Source organism: Bradyrhizobium sp. 191 (genome assembly GCF_023100985.1).
Lineage (GTDB): Bacteria > Pseudomonadota > Alphaproteobacteria > Rhizobiales > Xanthobacteraceae > Bradyrhizobium > Bradyrhizobium diversitatis.
Genome location: NZ_CP064692.1, coordinates 5,478,437 through 5,496,714 on the forward strand (window position 1 = coordinate 5,478,437; position 18,278 = coordinate 5,496,714).

At 65.1% G+C, this 18,278-nt stretch carries 18 protein-coding genes; 12 read left to right on the forward strand and 6 right to left on the reverse strand.

Annotated elements, in window-relative coordinates:
* Positions 1–254: 254 nt before the first annotated feature.
* Both cysC and cysD read right to left on the reverse strand, forming a co-directional pair.
* Positions 255–2,171 carry an adenylyl-sulfate kinase gene (gene cysC / locus IVB23_RS25465; protein WP_247800455.1) on the reverse strand — a complete coding sequence of 639 codons (1,917 nt, stop codon included), beginning with the start codon at positions 2,169–2,171 and terminating at the stop codon, positions 255–257.
* Positions 2,172–2,185: 14 nt separating this feature from the next.
* On the reverse strand, positions 2,186–2,980 hold the full coding sequence (cysD, locus tag IVB23_RS25470; RefSeq protein WP_061881234.1) for a sulfate adenylyltransferase subunit CysD: 795 nt from the start codon (positions 2,978–2,980) through the stop codon (positions 2,186–2,188).
* Between the two features lie 244 nt (positions 2,981–3,224).
* Between cysD and cysG the strand changes: the two genes are divergently transcribed.
* From cysG to IVB23_RS25495, 5 genes are read left to right on the forward strand one after another with little or no spacing between them, the layout of a single operon-like run.
* Complete coding sequence (cysG, locus tag IVB23_RS25475; RefSeq protein WP_247800456.1) at positions 3,225–4,649, forward strand: siroheme synthase CysG; 1,425 nt, start codon at positions 3,225–3,227, stop codon at positions 4,647–4,649.
* Positions 4,646–4,963, forward strand: coding sequence for a DUF2849 domain-containing protein (locus IVB23_RS25480; RefSeq protein ID WP_028178414.1), 318 nt, complete (start codon positions 4,646–4,648; stop codon positions 4,961–4,963). The genes cysG and IVB23_RS25480 overlap by 4 nt, the downstream gene beginning before the upstream one ends.
* Before the next feature lie 11 nt (positions 4,964–4,974).
* Positions 4,975–6,630: a nitrite/sulfite reductase gene (locus IVB23_RS25485; RefSeq protein WP_247800457.1), complete on the forward strand. Its 1,656-nt coding sequence runs from the start codon at positions 4,975–4,977 to the stop codon at positions 6,628–6,630.
* A complete protein-coding gene (locus IVB23_RS25490; protein ID WP_061880952.1) occupies positions 6,617–7,132 on the forward strand; it encodes a DUF934 domain-containing protein in 516 nt (171 codons plus the stop codon). Before IVB23_RS25485 ends, IVB23_RS25490 begins: the two co-directional genes overlap by 14 nt.
* Positions 7,129–7,854 carry a phosphoadenylyl-sulfate reductase gene (locus IVB23_RS25495; protein ID WP_247800458.1) on the forward strand — a complete coding sequence of 242 codons (726 nt, stop codon included), beginning with the start codon at positions 7,129–7,131 and terminating at the stop codon, positions 7,852–7,854. Before IVB23_RS25490 ends, IVB23_RS25495 begins: the two co-directional genes overlap by 4 nt.
* On the opposite strand, the gene IVB23_RS25500 is transcribed toward IVB23_RS25495, so the two are convergent.
* Positions 7,833–7,976 (reverse strand): hypothetical protein, encoded by a 144-nt coding sequence (locus IVB23_RS25500; protein WP_156505193.1) that lies wholly within the window; start codon positions 7,974–7,976, stop codon positions 7,833–7,835. The two genes, IVB23_RS25495 and IVB23_RS25500, sit on opposite strands and share 22 nt — an antisense overlap.
* Between IVB23_RS25500 and IVB23_RS25505 the strand changes: the two genes are divergently transcribed.
* The 7 genes from IVB23_RS25505 to IVB23_RS25535 all read left to right on the forward strand — a co-directional run bounded on the left by IVB23_RS25505 (position 7,963) and on the right by IVB23_RS25535 (position 14,530).
* Positions 7,963–8,964: a sulfate ABC transporter substrate-binding protein gene (locus IVB23_RS25505; protein WP_156505192.1), complete on the forward strand. Its 1,002-nt coding sequence runs from the start codon at positions 7,963–7,965 to the stop codon at positions 8,962–8,964. The two genes, IVB23_RS25500 and IVB23_RS25505, sit on opposite strands and share 14 nt — an antisense overlap.
* 88 nt (positions 8,965–9,052) lie before the next feature.
* Positions 9,053–9,838, forward strand: coding sequence for a sulfate ABC transporter permease subunit CysT (gene cysT / locus IVB23_RS25510; RefSeq protein WP_247804962.1), 786 nt, complete (start codon positions 9,053–9,055; stop codon positions 9,836–9,838).
* 9 nt (positions 9,839–9,847) lie between these two features.
* Positions 9,848–10,759 carry a sulfate ABC transporter permease subunit CysW gene (cysW, locus tag IVB23_RS25515; RefSeq protein WP_061880949.1) on the forward strand — a complete coding sequence of 304 codons (912 nt, stop codon included), beginning with the start codon at positions 9,848–9,850 and terminating at the stop codon, positions 10,757–10,759.
* On the forward strand, positions 10,749–11,783 hold the full coding sequence (locus tag IVB23_RS25520; RefSeq protein ID WP_028178407.1) for a sulfate ABC transporter ATP-binding protein: 1,035 nt from the start codon (positions 10,749–10,751) through the stop codon (positions 11,781–11,783). The genes cysW and IVB23_RS25520 overlap by 11 nt, the downstream gene beginning before the upstream one ends.
* Before the next feature lie 200 nt (positions 11,784–11,983).
* A complete protein-coding gene (locus IVB23_RS25525; RefSeq protein ID WP_247800459.1) occupies positions 11,984–12,487 on the forward strand; it encodes a CAP domain-containing protein in 504 nt (167 codons plus the stop codon).
* Between the two features lie 77 nt (positions 12,488–12,564).
* Positions 12,565–13,740, forward strand: coding sequence for a patatin-like phospholipase family protein (locus tag IVB23_RS25530; RefSeq protein ID WP_247800460.1), 1,176 nt, complete (start codon positions 12,565–12,567; stop codon positions 13,738–13,740).
* A 1-nt stretch (position 13,741) separates the two neighbouring features.
* Positions 13,742–14,530 (forward strand): 3-hydroxybutyrate dehydrogenase, encoded by a 789-nt coding sequence (locus IVB23_RS25535; RefSeq protein ID WP_061880945.1) that lies wholly within the window; start codon positions 13,742–13,744, stop codon positions 14,528–14,530.
* A gap of 132 nt (positions 14,531–14,662) precedes the next feature.
* Here IVB23_RS25535 and IVB23_RS25540 read toward each other — a convergent pair whose 3' ends face one another.
* The 3 genes from IVB23_RS25540 to IVB23_RS25550 form a co-directional block, all read right to left on the reverse strand.
* On the reverse strand, positions 14,663–15,487 hold the full coding sequence (locus IVB23_RS25540; RefSeq protein WP_197964902.1) for a sulfite exporter TauE/SafE family protein: 825 nt from the start codon (positions 15,485–15,487) through the stop codon (positions 14,663–14,665).
* 188 nt (positions 15,488–15,675) lie between these two features.
* The gene (locus IVB23_RS25545; RefSeq protein ID WP_247800461.1) at positions 15,676–17,043 is read right to left on the reverse strand and encodes a flippase; all 1,368 of its coding nucleotides are present in this window, start codon (positions 17,041–17,043) and stop codon (positions 15,676–15,678) included.
* Positions 17,044–17,365: 322 nt separating this feature from the next.
* Complete coding sequence (locus IVB23_RS25550; protein WP_061880943.1) at positions 17,366–18,205, reverse strand: protein-disulfide reductase DsbD domain-containing protein; 840 nt, start codon at positions 18,203–18,205, stop codon at positions 17,366–17,368.
* Positions 18,206–18,278: the final 73 nt, after the last annotated feature.

Here is an 18,278-nt window from a genome sequence, read left to right on the forward strand (position 1 = left end):
GACCCGACAGCAGCAAAATGCGCCCACGCGGGGCGGCTTTCGGAGACCTATTAGCCCCAAAATCAGGGCGGTGAGAAGACCCCTGGGGGCTTGTCAAAATGTCAAGAAGAGAGAGGAAAGGCCCCACCACCGGTGTCATTCCCCGCGAAAGCGGGGAATCCAGTACGCCGCGGCTTCTCTGTATCCCAACGCTGTCTCTGGAATACTGGGTCGCCCGGCCAAGCCGGGCGACGACAGCGGGGACTAGGGCAGCCTCAAATATTCGCAGCGAGGTCGACGACCTCGTCGAACAGTACGCCGGTGGTCTTCAGCATTTGCTCGATCTCGTCGGCCGCCTCCGCGACCGTCCGCGTCGACGTATCGATCACCAGCTCCGCCGCCTCAGGCTTCTCGTAGTCGTTGCCGATGCCGGTGAACGAGGCCAGCGCGCCGGCGCGAGCCTTCTTGTAGTGGCCCTTGGGATCGCGCTCCTCGCAGATCTCGGCCGGCGTCGCGACATGGATCTCGCGGAACGCGGTGTCGGCGATGCGGCGCGCGGCGGCGCGGTCCTCGCGCGCGGGCGAGACCGCCGCGACGATCGCGATATGGCCGTTGCGGGCCAGATGCGTCGCGACCTCGGCGAGGCGGCGGATGTTCTCGCTGCGATCGGGAGCGGAGAAGCCGAGATCGCTGTTGAGCCCGGCGCGCAGCGTGTCGCCATCGAGCAGCACCGGCGAGCCGCCATTGGTGAACAGCCGCCGCTCCAGCGCCCGCGCCAGCGTCGACTTGCCGGAAGCCGGCAGGCCGGTAAGCCAGACCACGGCACCGTTGTGGCGGTAGCGCGCCGAGCGCTCGTCGGGCCGCAGCGCCGATTCCACCGGCACGATGTCGACGGGGACGGCACGCTGACCGGCATCGACCGACAGCACCAGGCCGCCGCCGGCGATGCGCCCTGCGACCTCGATCACGAGGCGGCCGGTGCGCGGATTTTCGGTGTAGGGATCGGTCGCGATCGGATTGGACAGGGAGATGTCGATCTCGCCGACATGGTTGCGTGCAATCGCCTTGTTCTCGGTGCTCGAGAGCTCGCCGGGATCGACCGCCTTCTCGATGGCGACGACGGTGGCGCGGCTCTCCTTCGGACCGCTGCGCACCAGGATCTGGTCACCCTTGGCAAGCGGCTTGTGGTGCAGCCAGAAGATGCGTGCGCGCAGCCGCCGCGTCTCGCGCGGGGCGCTGCCCGCATGCGCGATGATGTCGCCGCGCTCGATGAACAATTCGCGGTCGAGCGTGATGCCGACCGAGCGGCCCGCGCCCTGCCGTCCCGCCACCGGCGTCACCGGCCAGCTCTCGACCGTCTTGATCTTCGCGATCTTGCCCGCAGGCATGATCACGATCTCGTCGCCGGCAATCAGGCTGCCGGATTCGATGCGGCCGGCGACGATGCGGCGGTCGTCGAACTTGTAGATCGCCTGCACCGGCAGCCGCAGCGCCAGCGTTTCCAGCGGCCGCGCCGGCTCGAGCCTATCGAGCGCCTCGACCACGGTCGGTCCCTTGTACCAGCCGATCCGGCCGGTGCGCTCCGCGACGCCGTCGCCGTCGCGCGCCGAGATCGGGATCACGGCCGTCGGCTTCACGCCGAGGCCATTGAGATGCGCGGAAATCTCGTCGCTGATGTTCTTGAAGCGCGCGGCGGAGAAATCGACACGGTCCATCTTGTTGACGACGACAGCGACCTGCTTCACGCCGAGCAGGTGCAGGAGATAGCCGTGCCGCCGCGTCTGGTCGCGCACGCCTTCGAGCGCGTCGATGATCAGCACCGCGCCGTCGGCCTGCGAGGCGCCGGTGATCATGTTGCGCAGGAACTCGGCGTGGCCGGGCGCGTCGATCAGCACGATGTCGCGCGAATTGGTGCGGAAGCGGATCTGCGTGGTGTCGATGGTGATGCCCTGGTCGCGCTCGGTCTGCAGCGCGTCGAGCAGGAACGACCATTCGAACGGCATGCCGCGCCGTGCGCTGACGGCCTTCAGCATGTCGAGCTTGCCCTCGGGCAGGCTGCCGGTCTCGTGCAGGAGGCGGCCGACCAGCGTCGACTTGCCGTGGTCGACATGGCCGACGATGACGATGCGCACCTGGGGACGCGTGGTGCCGTTCGGCGTGGCGGACGAAGCTGACGTGACAATCATGTTCATGGCCGCGTCCTTGATCAGAGATAGCCGGCGACGCGAAGGCGCTCGAAGGCGTCCTCGGTCTCGTGGTCGAGCGCGCGTCCGGCGCGCTCCGGCACCTTGGTCTGTTCGAGCTCGACCAGGATCTCGTCGATGCTCGACGCTGTCGAGGCGACGGGGTTGGTGATGTCCTGGTCACCCAGCGAGCGATAGCGCTTGCCGTTCCTGGCGAGATACAGCGGGATGATCGGAATGTTTTCGCGCTTGGTGTAGGCCCAGATGTCGGCCTCGGTCCAATGCAGGATCGGATGGATGCGCAAATGCGCGCCTTGCGGCGGCGACGCGTTGAAATGATCCCAGAATTCCGGCGGCTGGTCGCGCACGTCCCAATTGCCCTCCAACCCGCGCGGGGAGAACACGCGCTCCTTGGCGCGCGTTGCCTCCTCGTCGCGGCGGATGCCGGCGATCAGGCCGTCGAAGCCGTATTTGGCCAGCGCCATCTTGAGGCCCTCGGTCTTGCGCGCGGCGGAACGGGCGGCCGGCGGCAGCGTTGGGTCGACGGCATCGATCGGCGGGCAGGGCTCGACGCGCAGATCGAGATCCCATTCCTTGCCGTAATGATCGCGGAAGCGATACATCTCCGGAAACTTCTTGCCGGTATCGACATGAAGGGCCGGGAACGGCATTTTGCCGAAGAAGGCTTTCCGCGCCAGCCAGATCATGACGTTGGAGTCCTTGCCGAGCGACCACAACAGGGCGATCTTCTTCAGCCGGGCAAAGGCCTCACGGAAGATGTAGATGCTCTGCGCTTCGAGCTGGTCGAGATGGTCCATGCTCGGGGCAAGCTCGGCAGAAAATTCTTGCGCGCGCACGCGCTCAGCTAGCGCCGGATTGCTCAGCCGATCAGCAGCGGAATCGTCCTTGAGAAGATGCATCTCTGCCACTTTGCGTTTGGAGGCTAAAATTCTATAGTTGCACTGCGGAAGAGAAGAAAAAATTTTCTCTTTGCGCGCTCGAAACGAGACATATATAGAAAATAATTCCAGTCAACCCCGTTTGTGGGGAAGCGAGTAGCGCATGCGGTTCTTGCCGGTGTTTCTCGATCTCAAGGCCGGCCCGGTGGTCCTCATCGGCGCGGGTGAGCTGTTGCGCGCCAAGCTGCGCGTGCTCGCCGCCGCCGGCGCGCGCATGCGCGTGCATGCGATCGACGGCAATCATGACCTCGGCCTCAGCTCCGGGGACGCGGCGCGCGTCGAAATCGCGAGCGGCGATCCGCTCACGGCCGATCTCTCAGGTGTCATCGCAATTGTCTGCGCGGGTGCCGGCAACATCGGCGTTGCGATGTCCGCTCGGGCGAAGGCGCTCGGCCTGCCCGTCAACGTCATGGACGATCTCGAGCACTCCAGCTTCATCTTCCCGGCGATCGTCGATCGCGGCGATGTCGTGGTCGCGGTCGGCACCGGCGGCACCTCGCCGGTGGTGGCGCGGCGCGTGCGCGAGAAGATCGAGGCGCTGCTGCCGGCGCGCATCGGCGAGCTCGCCGAGTTCATCGGCACCTTCCGCAAGTCGATCAACGAGCGCATCGCCGAGTTTCCGCTGCGCCGTCGTTTCTGGGAGCGCGTCATCGACGGTCCGATCGGCGCAGCCGTGCTCGCCGGCCGCAAGGGCGAAGCGGATGCATCGCTCAAGGCTATCTCCGACCCGTCCGCATTCGCGCGCGTCGACAAGCCGGAAGGCTCGGTCGCGCTGGTCGGCGCCGGCCCCGGCGATCCTGACCTTCTCACCATCAAGGCGTTGCGCGCCTTGCAGGATGCGGACATCGTCTTCCATGACGAGCTGGTCTCGCCCGAGATTCTCGACCGCATCCGCCGCGACACCACGCGCGTTGCGGTCGGCCGCCGCGTCGGCAAGCCCGGCATCGGCCAGGACGCCATCAACAAGCGTATGATCGAAGCCGCGCAAGCCGGCCAACGTGTGGTGCGGCTGAAGGGCGGCGATCCCTTCGTGTTCGGCCGCGGTGGTGAAGAGGTCGAAGCGCTGCGCGCCGCCGGCGTCGCCTATTCGATCATTCCCGGCATCACCGCAGGGCTCGGCGGCGCCGCCGATTTCGAGGTGCCGCTTACCTACCGCCACGAGGCGACCCGCATCACCTTCCTGACCGCGCACAAGGCGCGCGATGCCGAGAACGTGGATTGGTCGATGCTGACCGACACCAGGATGACCGTCGTGGTCTACATGGGCATGACGGCGGCGCCGGCCGTGCGCGCCGGCCTGTTCGCGGCCGGCCGCTCGCCGGAAACGCCGGTCGGCGTGTTCGCCCGTGTCACGCGGCCCGATGCGCAGGGCGCGATCGGCACGCTGCGCGACCTGCCGGAATTGGCGCGGCGGATCCAAGGTGGTCCCGCCATCCTCATCATCGGCGACGTGGTCCGGCATGCCGGCTCGCTTCGCCGCCACACACCCAAACAAATCATCTCTGACCTATTGGATGCAGCCGAATGACCTCCCCGCTCGAACAGAAGAAGATCAAGATCGCCGGCCCCTCGGTCGTGACCGCCAACCGCACCTGGGACGGCATCGTGGTCTACCGTACCGCTGCCAAGGGCTGGTCCGCGGAACTCTCGGAAGCCGCGATCGTACGCAACTCCGACGAGGCCAGGGCGTTGCTTGCGGAGTCCATCGCCGATGATGTCGGTGCGATCGGCCCCTATATCGCGCCGGTGCAGATCGGCGAGGACGGCAAGATCCTGCCCGGCAATCTGCGCGAACAGATCCGCCGCACCGGCGTCACCATCGGACAGCCGGCCCAGGTTTAAGGCACGCACTTATGTATGCTTACGACGAAATCGACCGCACGCTCGTCAACGAGCGCGTCTCGGAGTTCCGCGACCAGGTGAAGCGGCGCCTCTCCGGCGAGCTCACCGAGGACGAATTCAAGATCCTGCGGCTTCAGAACGGCGTCTATCTGCAACTGCACGCCTACATGTTCCGCGTCGCGATCCCCTACGGCACGCTGGCGACCAACCAGCTGCGGGCGCTCGCCCATGTCGCGCGCAAATACGATCGCGGCTACGGCCATTTCACCACGCGGCAGAACATCCAGTTCAACTGGATCAAGCTCGCCGAGCTGCCGGACGCGCTCGAAGATCTTGCCAAGGTCGGCATCCACGCGATGCAGACCTCCGGCAACAACATGCGCAACGTCACCTCGGACCAGTGGGCCGGCGTCGCGCCCGGCGAGATCGAGGACCCGCGTATCTGGTCGGAGCTGATCCGCCAGCACACCACGCTGCACCCGGAGTTCTCGTTCCTGCCGCGCAAGTTCAAGATCGCGATCACCGCGTCGGACCATGACCGCGCCGCGATCAAGATCCACGATATCGGCCTGCGGCTGATCAAGAACGAGAAGGGCGAGACCGGCTTCGAGGTGCTGGTCGGCGGCGGCCTCGGCCGCACGCCGTTCATCGCCAAGACCATCAAGCATTTCGTCCACGGCCGCGACATCCTCAGCTACATCGAGGCGATCTTACGCGTCTACAACCAGTACGGCCGCCGCGACAACATCTACAAGGCGCGTATCAAGATCCTGGTGCACGAGCTCGGAATCGAGAAGTTCTCCCGCGAGGTCGAGGACGAGTGGCAGCACATCCGCAACTCCTCGCTTCAGATCGACGACGAGGTGATCGAGGACATCCGCTCGCGCTTCACCTATCCGGCCTACGAGAAGCTGCCGCACATGCCCGACGAGCTGCGCCAGGCCGCGGCCGATCCGGATTTCGAGGCGTGGCGCAAGAACTCGGTGGCTCCGCACAAGGTGCAGGGCTATTCCATCGTCACGATCTCGCTGAAGCCGACCGGCGGGCCTCCGGGCGATGCCACGGCCGAGCAGATGGACGCGCTGGCCGATCTCGCCGACAAATATTCCTTCGGCGAGATCCGCGTCGGCCACGAGCAGAACCTGGCGCTGCCGCACGTCGCCAAGCGCGACCTGCCGGCGCTGTGGAAGGCGCTCGACAAGCTCGGGCTGGCGACGCCCAACGTCAACCTGATCACCGACATCATCGCCTGCCCGGGGCTCGATTATTGCTCGCTGGCGAATGCGCGCTCGATCCCGATCGCGCAGGAGCTGACGCGGCGCTTCGCCAATCACGAGCTCGCCAATCTGATCGGCCGGCTCCACATCAACATCTCCGGCTGCATCAATGCCTGCGGCCATCACCATGTCGGCCATATCGGCATTCTCGGCGTCGAGAAGAACGGCGAGGAAGTCTACCAGATCACCATCGGCGGCCGCGCCGACGAGAACGCGGCGCTTGGGACCCTGATCGGACCGGGCGTCAAGTTCGACGAGGTCGCCGATGTCGTCGAGGACATCGTGGAAGCCTATCTGGCGCTGCGTGAGCGGCCCGAGGAGCTGTTCATGGACACGGTCAGGCGCCTCGGCGTCGAACCCTTCAAGGAGCGCGTCTATGCCACTCGTTAACGGCGGAAAGATCGTCGATGACGGCTTCGTCAAGCTCGCCGTCGATACGCCGCTGCCCGAGCGCGGCGACATTCTTGTGCCGGCCGAGCGTTTCCTCGGCGAGGCCGAGGGCTTGCTCCAGCGCGCCGGCAAGGTCGGCGTGATCTGGCCGAACAATCGCGACATCGCCGAACTCGTGCCGTATCTCGGCAGGATCGCGGCCGTCGCGCTGGTGTTCCCGACCTTCCGCGACGGGCGTGCCTACAGTCAGGCACGGCTGCTGCGCGAACGCTACGATTACCGCGGCGAATTGCGCGCCACCGGCCAGGTGCTGCGCGACCAGTTCGTGTTCATGCTGCGCGCCGGCTTCGACGCCTTCGAGGTCAAGAAGCAGGCGGACGCGGAAGCCTTCATGCAGACGGCCAGGCGCTATTCGGTATTCTACCAGCCGACCGGCGATGGCCGCATCACGGCGCTGCACCGGCGCATGCAGCTGCGTCATTCCGAAGGTGTCGGCACGTGACCGCGATCGCGCCTCAGGTTCCAGCGGTCTCTGCGTTGCCCTCGGCGGAAGAGCTCGATCGCGCTTTGCGCGATGCCTCGCCCGCGGAGATCGTCGCTGCGGCGCTGAAGACGGTCGGGCGCGACAAGCTCGCGCTGGTATCGTCCTTCGGTACGGAATCGGCGACGCTGCTGAAGGTCATGGCGGACGTTGATCCCGCGATTCCGGTGATCTTTCTCGACACCGGCTGGTTGTTCGAGGAGACGCTGGCCTATCGCGACACGCTGATCGCGAAGCTGGGCCTGAAGGACGTCCGGTCGATCAAGCCGGCCGACGAGACGCTGTCGCGCGAAGATCCCGACCGCGACCTCTGGTTCTCCGATCCCGACGCCTGCTGCCGCATCCGCAAGGTCGAGCCGCTGGCGCGGGCGCTGAAGCCGTTCTCGGCCTGGCTCAACGGCCGCAAGCGCTTCCAGGGCAGTGCGCGCGCCGACATTCCCGTCGTCGAGGATGACGGCGCGCGGCTGAAGTTCAATCCCTTCGCCAACGCCTCGCGCGAGGAGATCGAGGCGATCTTCACTCGTGCCAAATTGCCGCGGCACCCTCTGGTTGCGTCAGGATTTCTGTCGGTTGGCTGTATGCCTTGCACCAGCAGAACGGGCGAGGGCGAGGATTCCCGCGCCGGCCGATGGCGGGGCCGCGCCAAAACAGAATGCGGCATTCACACGATGAAGGTTTCGTAGCACGGTTGCGCCGCCACGCTGCGAACAAGAAAATCCGGTTCCGTTGACTTGAGTGCGTTTCGCCCCGAGTTATGCCTGCCGTCGATGACGCCGATGTCGTCGAGGTGAATGGAGATGGACATGATGCGCCGTATCGTTCCGCTCGCTGCAGGACTCCTCTGGGCAAGCTCGGCTCTCGCTGCTGACATCAGTTTGCTGAACGTGTCGTACGATCCGACGCGTGAGCTCTATGGCGAGTTCAACAAGGCGTTCGCGCATGCCTATCAGAAGGAGACCGGCAAGAGCATCGAGATCAAGCAGTCGCATGGCGGTAGCGGCTCGCAGGCGCGCGCGGTGATCGACGGACTGCAGGCCGACGTGGTGACGCTCGCGCTCGCCTATGACATCGATGCCATCGCTGCCAAGGGCCTGGTGGCGGCGGATTGGCAAAAGCGGCTGCCGCAGAATTCATCCCCCTATACCTCGACGATCGTATTCCTGGTGCGCAAGGGCAATCCCAAGGGCATCAGGGACTGGGACGACCTGGTCAAGCCCGGGGTTGCCATCATCACCCCGAACCCGAAGACGTCAGGCGGGGCGCGCTGGAATTATCTGGCCGCCTGGGGATTTGCGCAGAAGAAGTTCGGCTCGGCCGACAAGGCCAAGGACTTCATCGGCAAGCTCTATCAGCAGGTCCCGGTGCTGGATACCGGCGCGCGCGGCGCCACCGTGACCTTCGTCGAGCGCGGTGTCGGCGACGTGCTGCTCGCCTGGGAGAACGAGGCGTTCCTTGCGTTGAAGGAGTTCGGCACGAACAGGTTCGAGATCGTGGCGCCGCCGCAATCGATCCTTGCCGAGCCGCCGGTCGCGATCATCGACAAGGTTGCCGACAAAAAGGGCACCCGCAATGCGGCCGATGCCTACCTTCAATACTGGTACACCAAGGAGGGGCAGGAGATCGCCGCGCGCAACTTCTACCGTCCGCGCGATGCCGAAATCGCCAAGAAGTATGAAAATGCCTTCGCCAAGGTCGAGCTGTTCACGATCGACGACGTTTTCGGCGGCTGGACCAAGGCACAGAGGGAACATTTTGCCGACGGCGGCGTCTTTGATCAGATCTACAAGAACTGATCAGGCGCTGTCTTAGGAGGCTTTTGCAGGGGGCCTGGTGAGCGCAGTTGCAGCACAACGCCGGACATTGCCGGGCTTCGGTCTCACCATGGGACTGACGCTGACCTGGCTGTCCGTGATCATCCTGATTCCGCTCGCCGGCCTGTTCCTGAAATCGCTCGAGCTCAGCCCCGAGCAGTTCTGGAACATCCTTTCGAGCCGCCGCACCCTGAACGCGCTCCGCGTCTCGTTCGGCCTCGCCTTTGCGGCGGCCTGCGTCAATCTCGTCATGGGCAGCATCATCGTCTGGGCGCTGGTGCGCTACCGTTTCCCGGGCCGGCGGCTGTTCGACGCCATCGTGGACGTGCCCTTCGCGCTGCCGACCGCGGTGGCCGGCGTGGCGCTGACCGCGCTGTTCGCCGAGAAGGGCTGGCTGGGCGCGCCGCTTGCCGCGCTCGGCATCAAGGTCGCGTTCACGCCGGTCGGCATCTTCGTCGCCATGATCTTCATCGGTATTCCCTTCGTGGTTCGCACGGTGCAGCCGGTGCTCCAGGATCTCGACCCCGAGATCGAGGAAGCCGCGGGCAGCCTTGGCGCCAGCCGCTGGCAGACCATCTTCCGCGTGATCCTGCCGTCGCTCGCACCGGCGCTGCTTACCGGCCTCGCGCTCGCCTTCGCCCGGGCCGTCGGCGAATACGGCTCGGTGATCTTCATCGCCGGCAATCTGCCCAACGTCTCCGAAATAGCGCCGCTCTTGATCGTGATACGCCTGTCCGAATTCCGTTACGCCGATGCGACCGCGATCGCGGTGGTCATGCTCGTCGTCTCCTTCGTCATCATCTTTGCCGTCAACCGGCTCCAGCGCTGGGCGCAGAGCCGGATTCCGGCGCGCTGAGGGCGGATCATGACGATGCAGATCGCAGATTCCATACCGCTCTCGGCCTCCGACGCGAAGGCGCGTGCGCAGGCGGCGGCAGCGCAGGACAATTTGCGTACCGAACCGCGCGCCGTGCGCATCACCATCATCGCGCTCGCGATGATCTTTCTCACCATCTTCGTCGTGCTCCCGCTCGTCGTCGTCTTTGCGCAGGCGTTCTCGAGGGGCGTCGTCGCCTATCTCGCCGCGCTCGCGGAGCCGGAGGCGCTGGCTGCAATCAGGCTGACGTTGCTGGTCGCAGCGATCTCAGTAGGCCTCAATCTGTTGTTCGGCCTCGTCGCCGCCTGGGCCATCGCCAAGTTCGATTTTCCGGGCAAGACGTTCCTGATCACGCTGATCGACCTGCCGTTCTCGGTCAGTCCGGTGATCTCGGGTCTCGTCTTCGTGCTGCTGTTCGGCGCACAGGGCTATTTCGGCAGCTGGCTGCGCGACCACGACATCCAGATCCTGTTCGCGGTGCCCGGCATTGCGCTCGCCACCACCTTCGTCACCTTTCCCTTCGTGGCCCGTGCGCTGATCCCGCTGATGCAGGAGCAGGGCACGCAGGAGGAGGAGGCCGCGATCTCGCTGGGCGCCTCGGGCCTCCAGACCTTCTTCCGCGTCACGCTGCCCAACATCAAATGGGGGGTGCTCTACGGCGTCCTGCTCTGCAACGCCCGCGCCATGGGCGAGTTCGGCGCGGTCTCGGTCGTCTCCGGCCACATTCGCGGCGAGACCAACACCATGCCGCTCCTTGTCGAGATTCTCTACAACGAGTACCAGTTCGTCGCCGCCTTCGCGATCGCCTCGCTGCTGGCGATGCTGGCGCTGATCACGCTGATCGTGAAGACCGTTCTCGAACGCCATCTGGACGAAGGACAAGAGCCAAGTGACCATTGAAGTCAGAAATCTCGTCAAGTCGTTCGGCAGCTTCAAAGCCCTCGACGGCGTCGATCTCAAGGTCGACAGCGGCGAGTTGGTGGCGCTGCTCGGTCCGTCCGGCTCGGGCAAGACCACGCTGCTGCGGATCGTCGCCGGGCTCGACTGGCCTGATTCCGGCGAGGTCTTCATCAATGGCGAGGACGCACTGGCGCAAGGCGCGCGAGAGCGTCACGTCGGCTTCGTGTTCCAGCACTATGCGCTGTTCCGCCACATGACGGTGTTCGAGAACGTCGCCTTCGGCCTGCGCGTGCAGCCGCGCACGGTCCGCAAGGACGAGGCGGCGATCCGCGCCCGGGTCAAGGAGCTGCTCGATCTCGTACAGCTCGACTGGCTCGCCGATCGCTACCCGAGCCAGCTTTCCGGCGGCCAGCGCCAGCGCATCGCGCTCGCCCGCGCGCTGGCGATCGAGCCGCGCATCCTGCTGCTCGACGAGCCGTTCGGCGCGCTCGATGCGAAGGTGAGGAAAGAGCTGCGCAAATGGCTGCGCTCGCTGCATCATGAAATCCACGTCACCTCGATCTTCGTCACCCATGACCAGGAGGAGGCGCTGGAAGTCGCCAACCGCGTCGTGGTGATGGACAAGGGCAGGATCGAGCAGATCGGCTCGCCCGATGACGTCTATGCAAGTCCCGCGACCGCCTTCGTCCACGGTTTCATAGGTGAATCGATCGAACTGCCAGTTGAAGTCGAAGGTGGTGCTGTCACGCTCGGCGGCCGGCCGCTTCGGCTCACAGCGGATGGGCTTGCGCCTGGCGCGTCAAAACTGTTCGTGCGGCGACATGACATGCTGGTCGGCCCGCCCGGCAGCGGTGCCTTCGAGGGCGCGGTCCGGCATGTCCGCAATTTCGGCCCCGTACAGCGCGCCGAGGTCGCGCTCTCTGGCGGCCAGACCATCGAGATCGACGCCCCCCGCGACAAGGAACTTCGCGCCGGCGACACCATCGGATTGGAGCCCCGCCGCTACCGGATATTTGCGGGCTAGAACCCCCCGTCATTCCGGGGCGATGCGAAGCATCGAACCGGGAAACCCGAGATGATAGTGCGAGATTCTCAGGTGCGCGATTGCGCACCATAGTTCGCGCTGACGCGCGCCCCGGAATGACAGCTACGATTTTCTTCAAAATTCACCTTTCAGCCACGGTTGATATGCAACAACGGCCCCTCATTTGGGGGCCTCGATTCATGCGCGCTGCGGCCGCAATTCTCATCATTTTGCTGCTCGCCGGCTGTGCCGGCAACGAAGCACCGGTCCAGCAGCCATCCATGTACACCGACATGGCGGTTCCGGGCTCCAAGCTCGATGCGCAGGCGGCTGCGGTGATGATCTCGCAATACCGCCAGAACAACGGGCTGGGCACCGTCGTGATCGATTCCGACCTGATGCGGCTCGCCGAGTCCCAGTCGGGCGCGATGGCGGCGGCCAACAAGATGGACCACGACGTCCGCGCGCCGCTCGCCAAGCGCCTCGCTGCCGGCGGTTATCCCGCGACCGTGGCGGTTGAGAACATCTCGGCCGGCTATCATACGCTAGCGGAAGCGTTTTCCGGCTGGCGCGACTCGCCGCCTCACCGCGCCAACATGCTCAAGGGCGGTGTCACAAAATTAGGCATCGCGGCGAGCTATGCTCCCGGTACCAAATACAAGGTGTTCTGGACCATGATCCTGGCCTCGACGGAGCCCCGATAAGCCAGACTTGATCCGGGATGCGTTGACGCCGCGGCGGAGTGTCGCCACGGTAGCTCGCCTTTTGCTATTGTTCCCGAATGACAGATCATAGTCCGGACATCGCAACGATCCCGACGAATGCGCAACGCGTCCTGGTTCTCCAGGGCGGCGGCGCGCTCGGCTCCTATCAGGCCGGGGCCTATCAGGCGCTGTGCGGCTACGGCTTCGAGCCGGAATGGGTGGCCGGCATCTCCATCGGCGCGGTCAACGCTGCCATCATCGCCGGCAACGACGGCCAGACGCGCGTCAAGCGGCTCAAGGAATTCTGGGAGATGGTCTCGGCGCCGGTCCCGTGGAAGCCGATCGGCAAGAGCGACCACAGCCGCGAGCTGTTCAATTCGACCAGCGCTGCGCTGATTGCGACCTTCGGCGTGCCCGGCTTCTTCACACCGCGCATTCCGCCGGCGCCGCTCTGGCCGCCAGGGCACCCCGAAGCGGAAAGCTATTACGACACATCGCCGCTGAAGAAGACGCTGGAGCGTCTCGTCGATTTCGACCGCATCAACGATCTGAAGACGCGGCTGTCGGTCGGCGCAGTCGGCGTCACCTCGGGCAACTTCAAATACTTCGACAATTACGAGTTCAAGAAGCTCGGCAAGACCATCGGCCCCGAGCACATCATGGCCTCCGGCGCGCTGCCGCCCGGCTTTCCCTCCGTGATGATCGACGGCGAACATTACTGGGACGGCGGCATCGCTTCCAACACCCCGCTCGACTACGTGCTCGATGCCGAGGTCGAACGCGACATGCTGATCTTCCAGGTCGATCTGTTCTCCGCGCGCGGGGACCTGCCGAACTCGCTGCTGGAAGCGGCCGAGCGCGAGAAGGACATCCGCTATTCCAGCCGCACGCGGATGAACACCGACAAGAACAAGCAGCTGCACAACGCGCGACGCGCCGTGCGTGACCTGATCAGCAAATTGCCGGACTATCTCAAGAACGATCCTTCCGTCGAATTCCTGGCGAAAGTGTCGCGCGAAAGCACCGTCACGGTGGTGCATCTGATCTATCGCAGCAAGAACTACGAATCCTCGTCCAAGGACTACGACTTCTCTCATGTCGCCATGGTCGAGCATTGGGAGGCCGGCGTGCGCGACGTGCATCTGTCGATGCGCCACAGGGACTGGCTCGAGCGGCCCCAGTCCAGCGAGACTATGGTGACCTACGATCTCACGGGGGACGTCACCGCGCCCTCGGCAAAAAGGAGCGAATAGAATGGGTAGTCTGTCAGGCAAGAACGCCGTCGTGACCGGATCGACCAGTGGCATCGGGCTCGCTTACGCACGCGCCTTTGCCGGCGCCGGCGCCAATGTCGTCATCAACGGCTTCGGCTCGGCCGAGGACATCGAGAAGGAACGCGCCAAGATCGAGTCCGACTTCAAGGTCAAGGCGATCTACTCGCCCGCCGACATGACCAAGCCCGCCGAGATCGCCGGCATGATCGCGCTCGGCGAGAAGACGTTCGGCTCGGTCGACATCCTCGTCAACAACGCCGGCATCCAGTTCGTGTCGCCGATCGAGGAGTTTCCGCCGGAGAAGTGGGACCAGATCATCGCGATCAACCTCTCCTCGGCCTTCCATGCCATCCGTGCCGCCGTCCCCGGCATGAAGAAGAAGGGCTGGGGCCGCATCATCAACACGGCGTCGGCGCATTCGCTGGTGGCCTCGCCCTTCAAGTCGGCCTACGTCTCGGCCAAGCACGGCATCGCCGGTCTCACCAAGACCGTGGCGCTGGAGGTTGCGACCCACAAGATCACATGCAACTGCATCAGCCCCGGCTACGTCTGGACGCCGCTGGTCGAGAAGCAGATCCCCGACACGATGAAGGCGCGCAACCTGACGCGCGAGCAGGTCATCAACGACGTGCTGCTCGACGCGCAGCCGACCAAGGAGTTCGTCACTTCCGAGCAGGTCGCCGCGCTCGCCCTGTTCCTGTGCAGCGACGACGCCGCGCAGATCACCGGCACCAACCTGTCGATCGACGGCGGCTGGACCGCGGAGTAAGAACGCGATGTCGTAGGCTGGGCAAAGGCGCGTCAGCGCCGTGCCCACCATTCTTCCGCGATTGAGAGAAGTGGTGGGCACGCTTGCGCTTTGCCCACCCTACGAGAGTGAGAGCGCGGCGGCAGTTGCCGCTCAATGGCTCCAGGCCAGCGCCGTCACGAATGCCGAGGACAGGTTCAGCTCGGCAAAGATGATCTTGCCGGCGACCACGAACAGCACGCAGGCAAGCGTCAGCCGCAGCACCGTCTCGGGCACGCGCGTCGCGCTGTAGCTGCCGACGATGATGCCGGGCAGAGAGCCCAGCAGCAGCACGCCCATCAGGGCCCAGTCGACGTCACCGAGCGCCCAATGTCCGATACCGGCGACGAGTGTCAGCGGCACCGCATGGGCGATGTCGGAGCCGACGATGGTCGCCATCGGCAGGCGCGGATAGAGCAGCAGCAGCACGGTCACGCCAACCGCGCCGGCGCCGACCGAGGAGATCGAGACCAGCACGCCCAGCACGACGCCGGTGATCACGGTCGCAATCAAAGTGGTGCGCGCGTCGACCTGCTCGAGGCGCTTTCGATAGCGGTCCATGATCGACTTGCGAAAGATCAACGAGGTCGCGGTCAGCAGCAGCGCAAAGCACAGCACCAGATTGACCAGGCTGCGCTCGGCATCGCTCTTGAGGTCGAGCTTCCACAGCACCAGCAGCGTCACCGCGCTCGCAGGAATGCTGCCGCAGGCGAGCCGCAGCACTGCCGGCCAGTGCACGCTGCGCGACCAGCCATGCACCACGCTGCCGCCGGTCTTGGTGGCAGCGGCATAGAGCAGGTCGGTGCCGACCGCGGTGGAAGGGTGGACGCCGAACAACAGGATCAGCAGCGGCGTCATCAACGAGCCGCCGCCGACGCCAGTCATGCCGACAAGCAGGCCGACGGCGAATCCGGAGGCGACGTAAAGTGGATCAAGCATCTCAGGGAATGTTAGGTTGATCTCATCGGTTGGGCAATATGACGTAGAATAAACTTTCCCCAAGGCGCAACTGCTTGGATGGAATAAGAAAAATTGTGCCGCTGGCCGGGACTGGGCAGACATTTTGCTTCGTCCCAGGGCTCGTCACGCAATAGGCGTTCCTCAACGGCGGCGCAGGCCGCGGCGGCCTATTTGCCGAACGCCAGCACATGCAGGCCGAGCCGCTGTCGCACGATCCAGAACAACAGCACCGTCTCGAAGCTGAGCGAGATCGAGGTCGCGGCCGCGGCGCCGTGGCCGCCATAGTGCGGCACCAGCGCAATGCAGAGCACGAGGTTCATCGCGAAGGCCAGGGCATAGGCCAGCGCGCAGATCTTCTGCTGCCCGAGCATGTTGAGCAGCCGCTCCACCGGGCCGATCGCGGAGCGCACCACGAGCCCGATCGCGGCGACGAACATGATGTCGTAGCCGACCACGAATTGCGGCCCGAACAGCCGCAGCAGCGGCTTGCCGAGCGCCAGCAGCACGATGGTCGCACCCAGCGACGGCCAGAACGTCCAGTTGATGGCATGCGCCACATAGGCCGAGAGGCGCGCCTTGTCGCCGAGCGCATTGTATTCCGCAAAGCGATGCGCCGTCGTGGCCGACATCGCGTAGTGGATGAAGGAGACCAGCGCCAGCGTCTTCACCACGGCGAAATAGACCCCGACCTCGTCCGAGGGGCGGAATTGCTGCAGCACCAGCACGTCGGTGTAGGAGAGGAGCAGGTAGAAGCTCTCGACCAGCAGGATCGGTAGTGAGATGGCGAGCCAGCCCTTGACGTCGTAGGCCTTCGGCCCCGGCTCGATGTGGTCGGCGAGCTTGCGGTTCAGCACCAACATCTGCCCGGTCATCGCGATCCACACCGCACCTGCGCTCGCGACCATCGCGGCGACCGCGCCGAGATGATAGCCGAGCAGGAAGGTCGCGGCCGTGAGGCCGATGATCAGCGCCTGGCGGATGATGAATTGCGGCATCAGGCCGAGCTGCATCCAGTCATGCGAGCGCGCGATGCCGTCCTGGGTATTGGCGACGACGAAGGCAGGGAGGGTCATGCAGCCGATATAGAGCGGCAGCTCCTCGGCCGGATCGATCCACGGCGACAGCAGCTTGACGATGCCGGCTAGGGCGAGCGAGACCAGCGTCGACACGGCAAAGGTCAGCCAACGGCTGCCGGAGAGAAAGCCGCGCAGCAGCGCCTGCTCGCCGCTGGTGCGGTACTCCGGGATGATCTTCTGCGCGGAGGCGGAGATGCCGAAATCCATCATGCTGCCGAGCAGCAGCACCCAGGTCCAGACATAGACATAGACGCCGTAGTCGGACGTACCCATCCAGCGCGCAAGCAGAACCTGCGAGACATAGGCGAGCCCCGCGCTGATCACGCGGATGACGAAGATGGTGCCGGCGAGCCGCCGCGTCAGCGACGCTTCGGTCGATCCGCCCGTCAGCTTGGCCCGCAGCCGCGCGATCAGCCCGGCCGGTCCGGTCGTTCCGGGTTGTGCATCCATCACGGCCACGTCGAACAGTCCCCAAGCGTCCCGCGTACAGCGGCATGCCAGGGGACTAGCAACCATTCGTTAAGATTCGGTTGGGTGGGGTTCCCATACTCAGTGTCGTCCCGGACAAGCGAAGCGCGGATCCGGGACCCATAAACCCAGGGAGAAGTTGCGGCGCGAGCTGGTCACTCCGAGTCTTCGCCAAACCACACCCTGTGGCTATGGATCCCGGATCGGCGCGCGCTGAGGCGCGCTTGTCCGGGACGACAGCTGAGCGTGGGCGAGAGCAGTCCAATTCAGTCGCGCTGGCGGTCCGGACGGCGGCCGGAACGACAGCTCCGCCTCACTCCAAATTCGTATTGAACTCGTACGCCTTGTCGGGCCCGACCAGCGTGAACTTCAGCGCGGCACCATCCGGCTTGGCGCCCGGCGGCAGCCCGTCGAGCTCGAAAGAAAACCGCGTCACCCCAGGCGGGCTGTGCGGTACTGGTGCGGGAATCGGCAGCGCCCAGTCTGGCGTCGGCCCTTCCACGAACAGATTGACGTTGCGGTTATCCGGCGTCACCACGTCCACCACCACGTTCTTGGGCCCATCACGCTTGACGTCGCGGATGGTGAGCGGATTGGGGTCGCCGATATTGGCGGGCTTGGGCACGGTGTCGAGCGCGGCACGCAAGTTCGCATCCTCGGTCGAGGCGACGCTGTTGAAGCCGAGTTCGGCGCTGGCCTCGACCGGAATGCAGAGCTTCTCGCACACCGCGTAATTGATCTCGGCGCGCAAGGTCACGGGCTTGTCGGCCGCCTTGGCGACGATGCGCAAGGGCAGCACGATCTGGTTGTGGTAGCCGATCGAATGGCCGCCCGCGCCGTCGTCGAATTTCAGCGGCGCCGGCCACATGATCGTCACCGCCTCGACATTCTCGGACTTCGAGAAGTCGAACCGCGGTGGAACGCCGGAATCGCCGGGGGTGCGCCAGTAGGTCTTCCAGCCGGGCTGGAGCTGGAACGCGATACCGCCTAGCAGGACCGCGCCGCTGCGCGATCCCGCCACCAGCCGCACCGCGGAATGTCCGTCGCGCTGCCACGGCGAAGCGTCATCGGCACGTGCTACGATGGCCAACGACGACGCAAGCACGGTTGTCGCGACGCCAATCGCCGCACGCAGGGGAACTCTTGTGAGCATGGCACGTCTTTACAGGGTCGGCCCAGGGCAAACCATTGAATTGCTTGTGATGGATGCACTTGAACCAAGTCAC

Coding starts and splice junctions, on each gene's coding strand:
- cysC (WP_247800455.1), bottom strand. CDS start 2,171: ATGAACATGATTGTCACGTCAGCTTCGTCCGCCACGCCGAACGGCACC.
- cysD (WP_061881234.1), bottom strand. CDS start 2,980: ATGGACCATCTCGACCAGCTCGAAGCGCAGAGCATCTACATCTTCCGT.
- cysG (WP_247800456.1), top strand. CDS start 3,225: ATGCGGTTCTTGCCGGTGTTTCTCGATCTCAAGGCCGGCCCGGTGGTC.
- IVB23_RS25480 (WP_028178414.1), top strand. CDS start 4,646: ATGACCTCCCCGCTCGAACAGAAGAAGATCAAGATCGCCGGCCCCTCG.
- IVB23_RS25485 (WP_247800457.1), top strand. CDS start 4,975: ATGTATGCTTACGACGAAATCGACCGCACGCTCGTCAACGAGCGCGTC.
- IVB23_RS25490 (WP_061880952.1), top strand. CDS start 6,617: ATGCCACTCGTTAACGGCGGAAAGATCGTCGATGACGGCTTCGTCAAG.
- IVB23_RS25505 (WP_156505192.1), top strand. CDS start 7,963: ATGGAGATGGACATGATGCGCCGTATCGTTCCGCTCGCTGCAGGACTC.
- IVB23_RS25500 (WP_156505193.1), bottom strand. CDS start 7,976: ATGTCCATCTCCATTCACCTCGACGACATCGGCGTCATCGACGGCAGG.
- cysT (WP_247804962.1), top strand. CDS start 9,053: ATGGGACTGACGCTGACCTGGCTGTCCGTGATCATCCTGATTCCGCTC.
- cysW (WP_061880949.1), top strand. CDS start 9,848: ATGACGATGCAGATCGCAGATTCCATACCGCTCTCGGCCTCCGACGCG.
- IVB23_RS25525 (WP_247800459.1), top strand. CDS start 11,984: ATGCGCGCTGCGGCCGCAATTCTCATCATTTTGCTGCTCGCCGGCTGT.
- IVB23_RS25530 (WP_247800460.1), top strand. CDS start 12,565: ATGACAGATCATAGTCCGGACATCGCAACGATCCCGACGAATGCGCAA.
- IVB23_RS25535 (WP_061880945.1), top strand. CDS start 13,742: ATGGGTAGTCTGTCAGGCAAGAACGCCGTCGTGACCGGATCGACCAGT.
- IVB23_RS25540 (WP_197964902.1), bottom strand. CDS start 15,487: ATGCTTGATCCACTTTACGTCGCCTCCGGATTCGCCGTCGGCCTGCTT.
- IVB23_RS25550 (WP_061880943.1), bottom strand. CDS start 18,205: ATGCTCACAAGAGTTCCCCTGCGTGCGGCGATTGGCGTCGCGACAACC.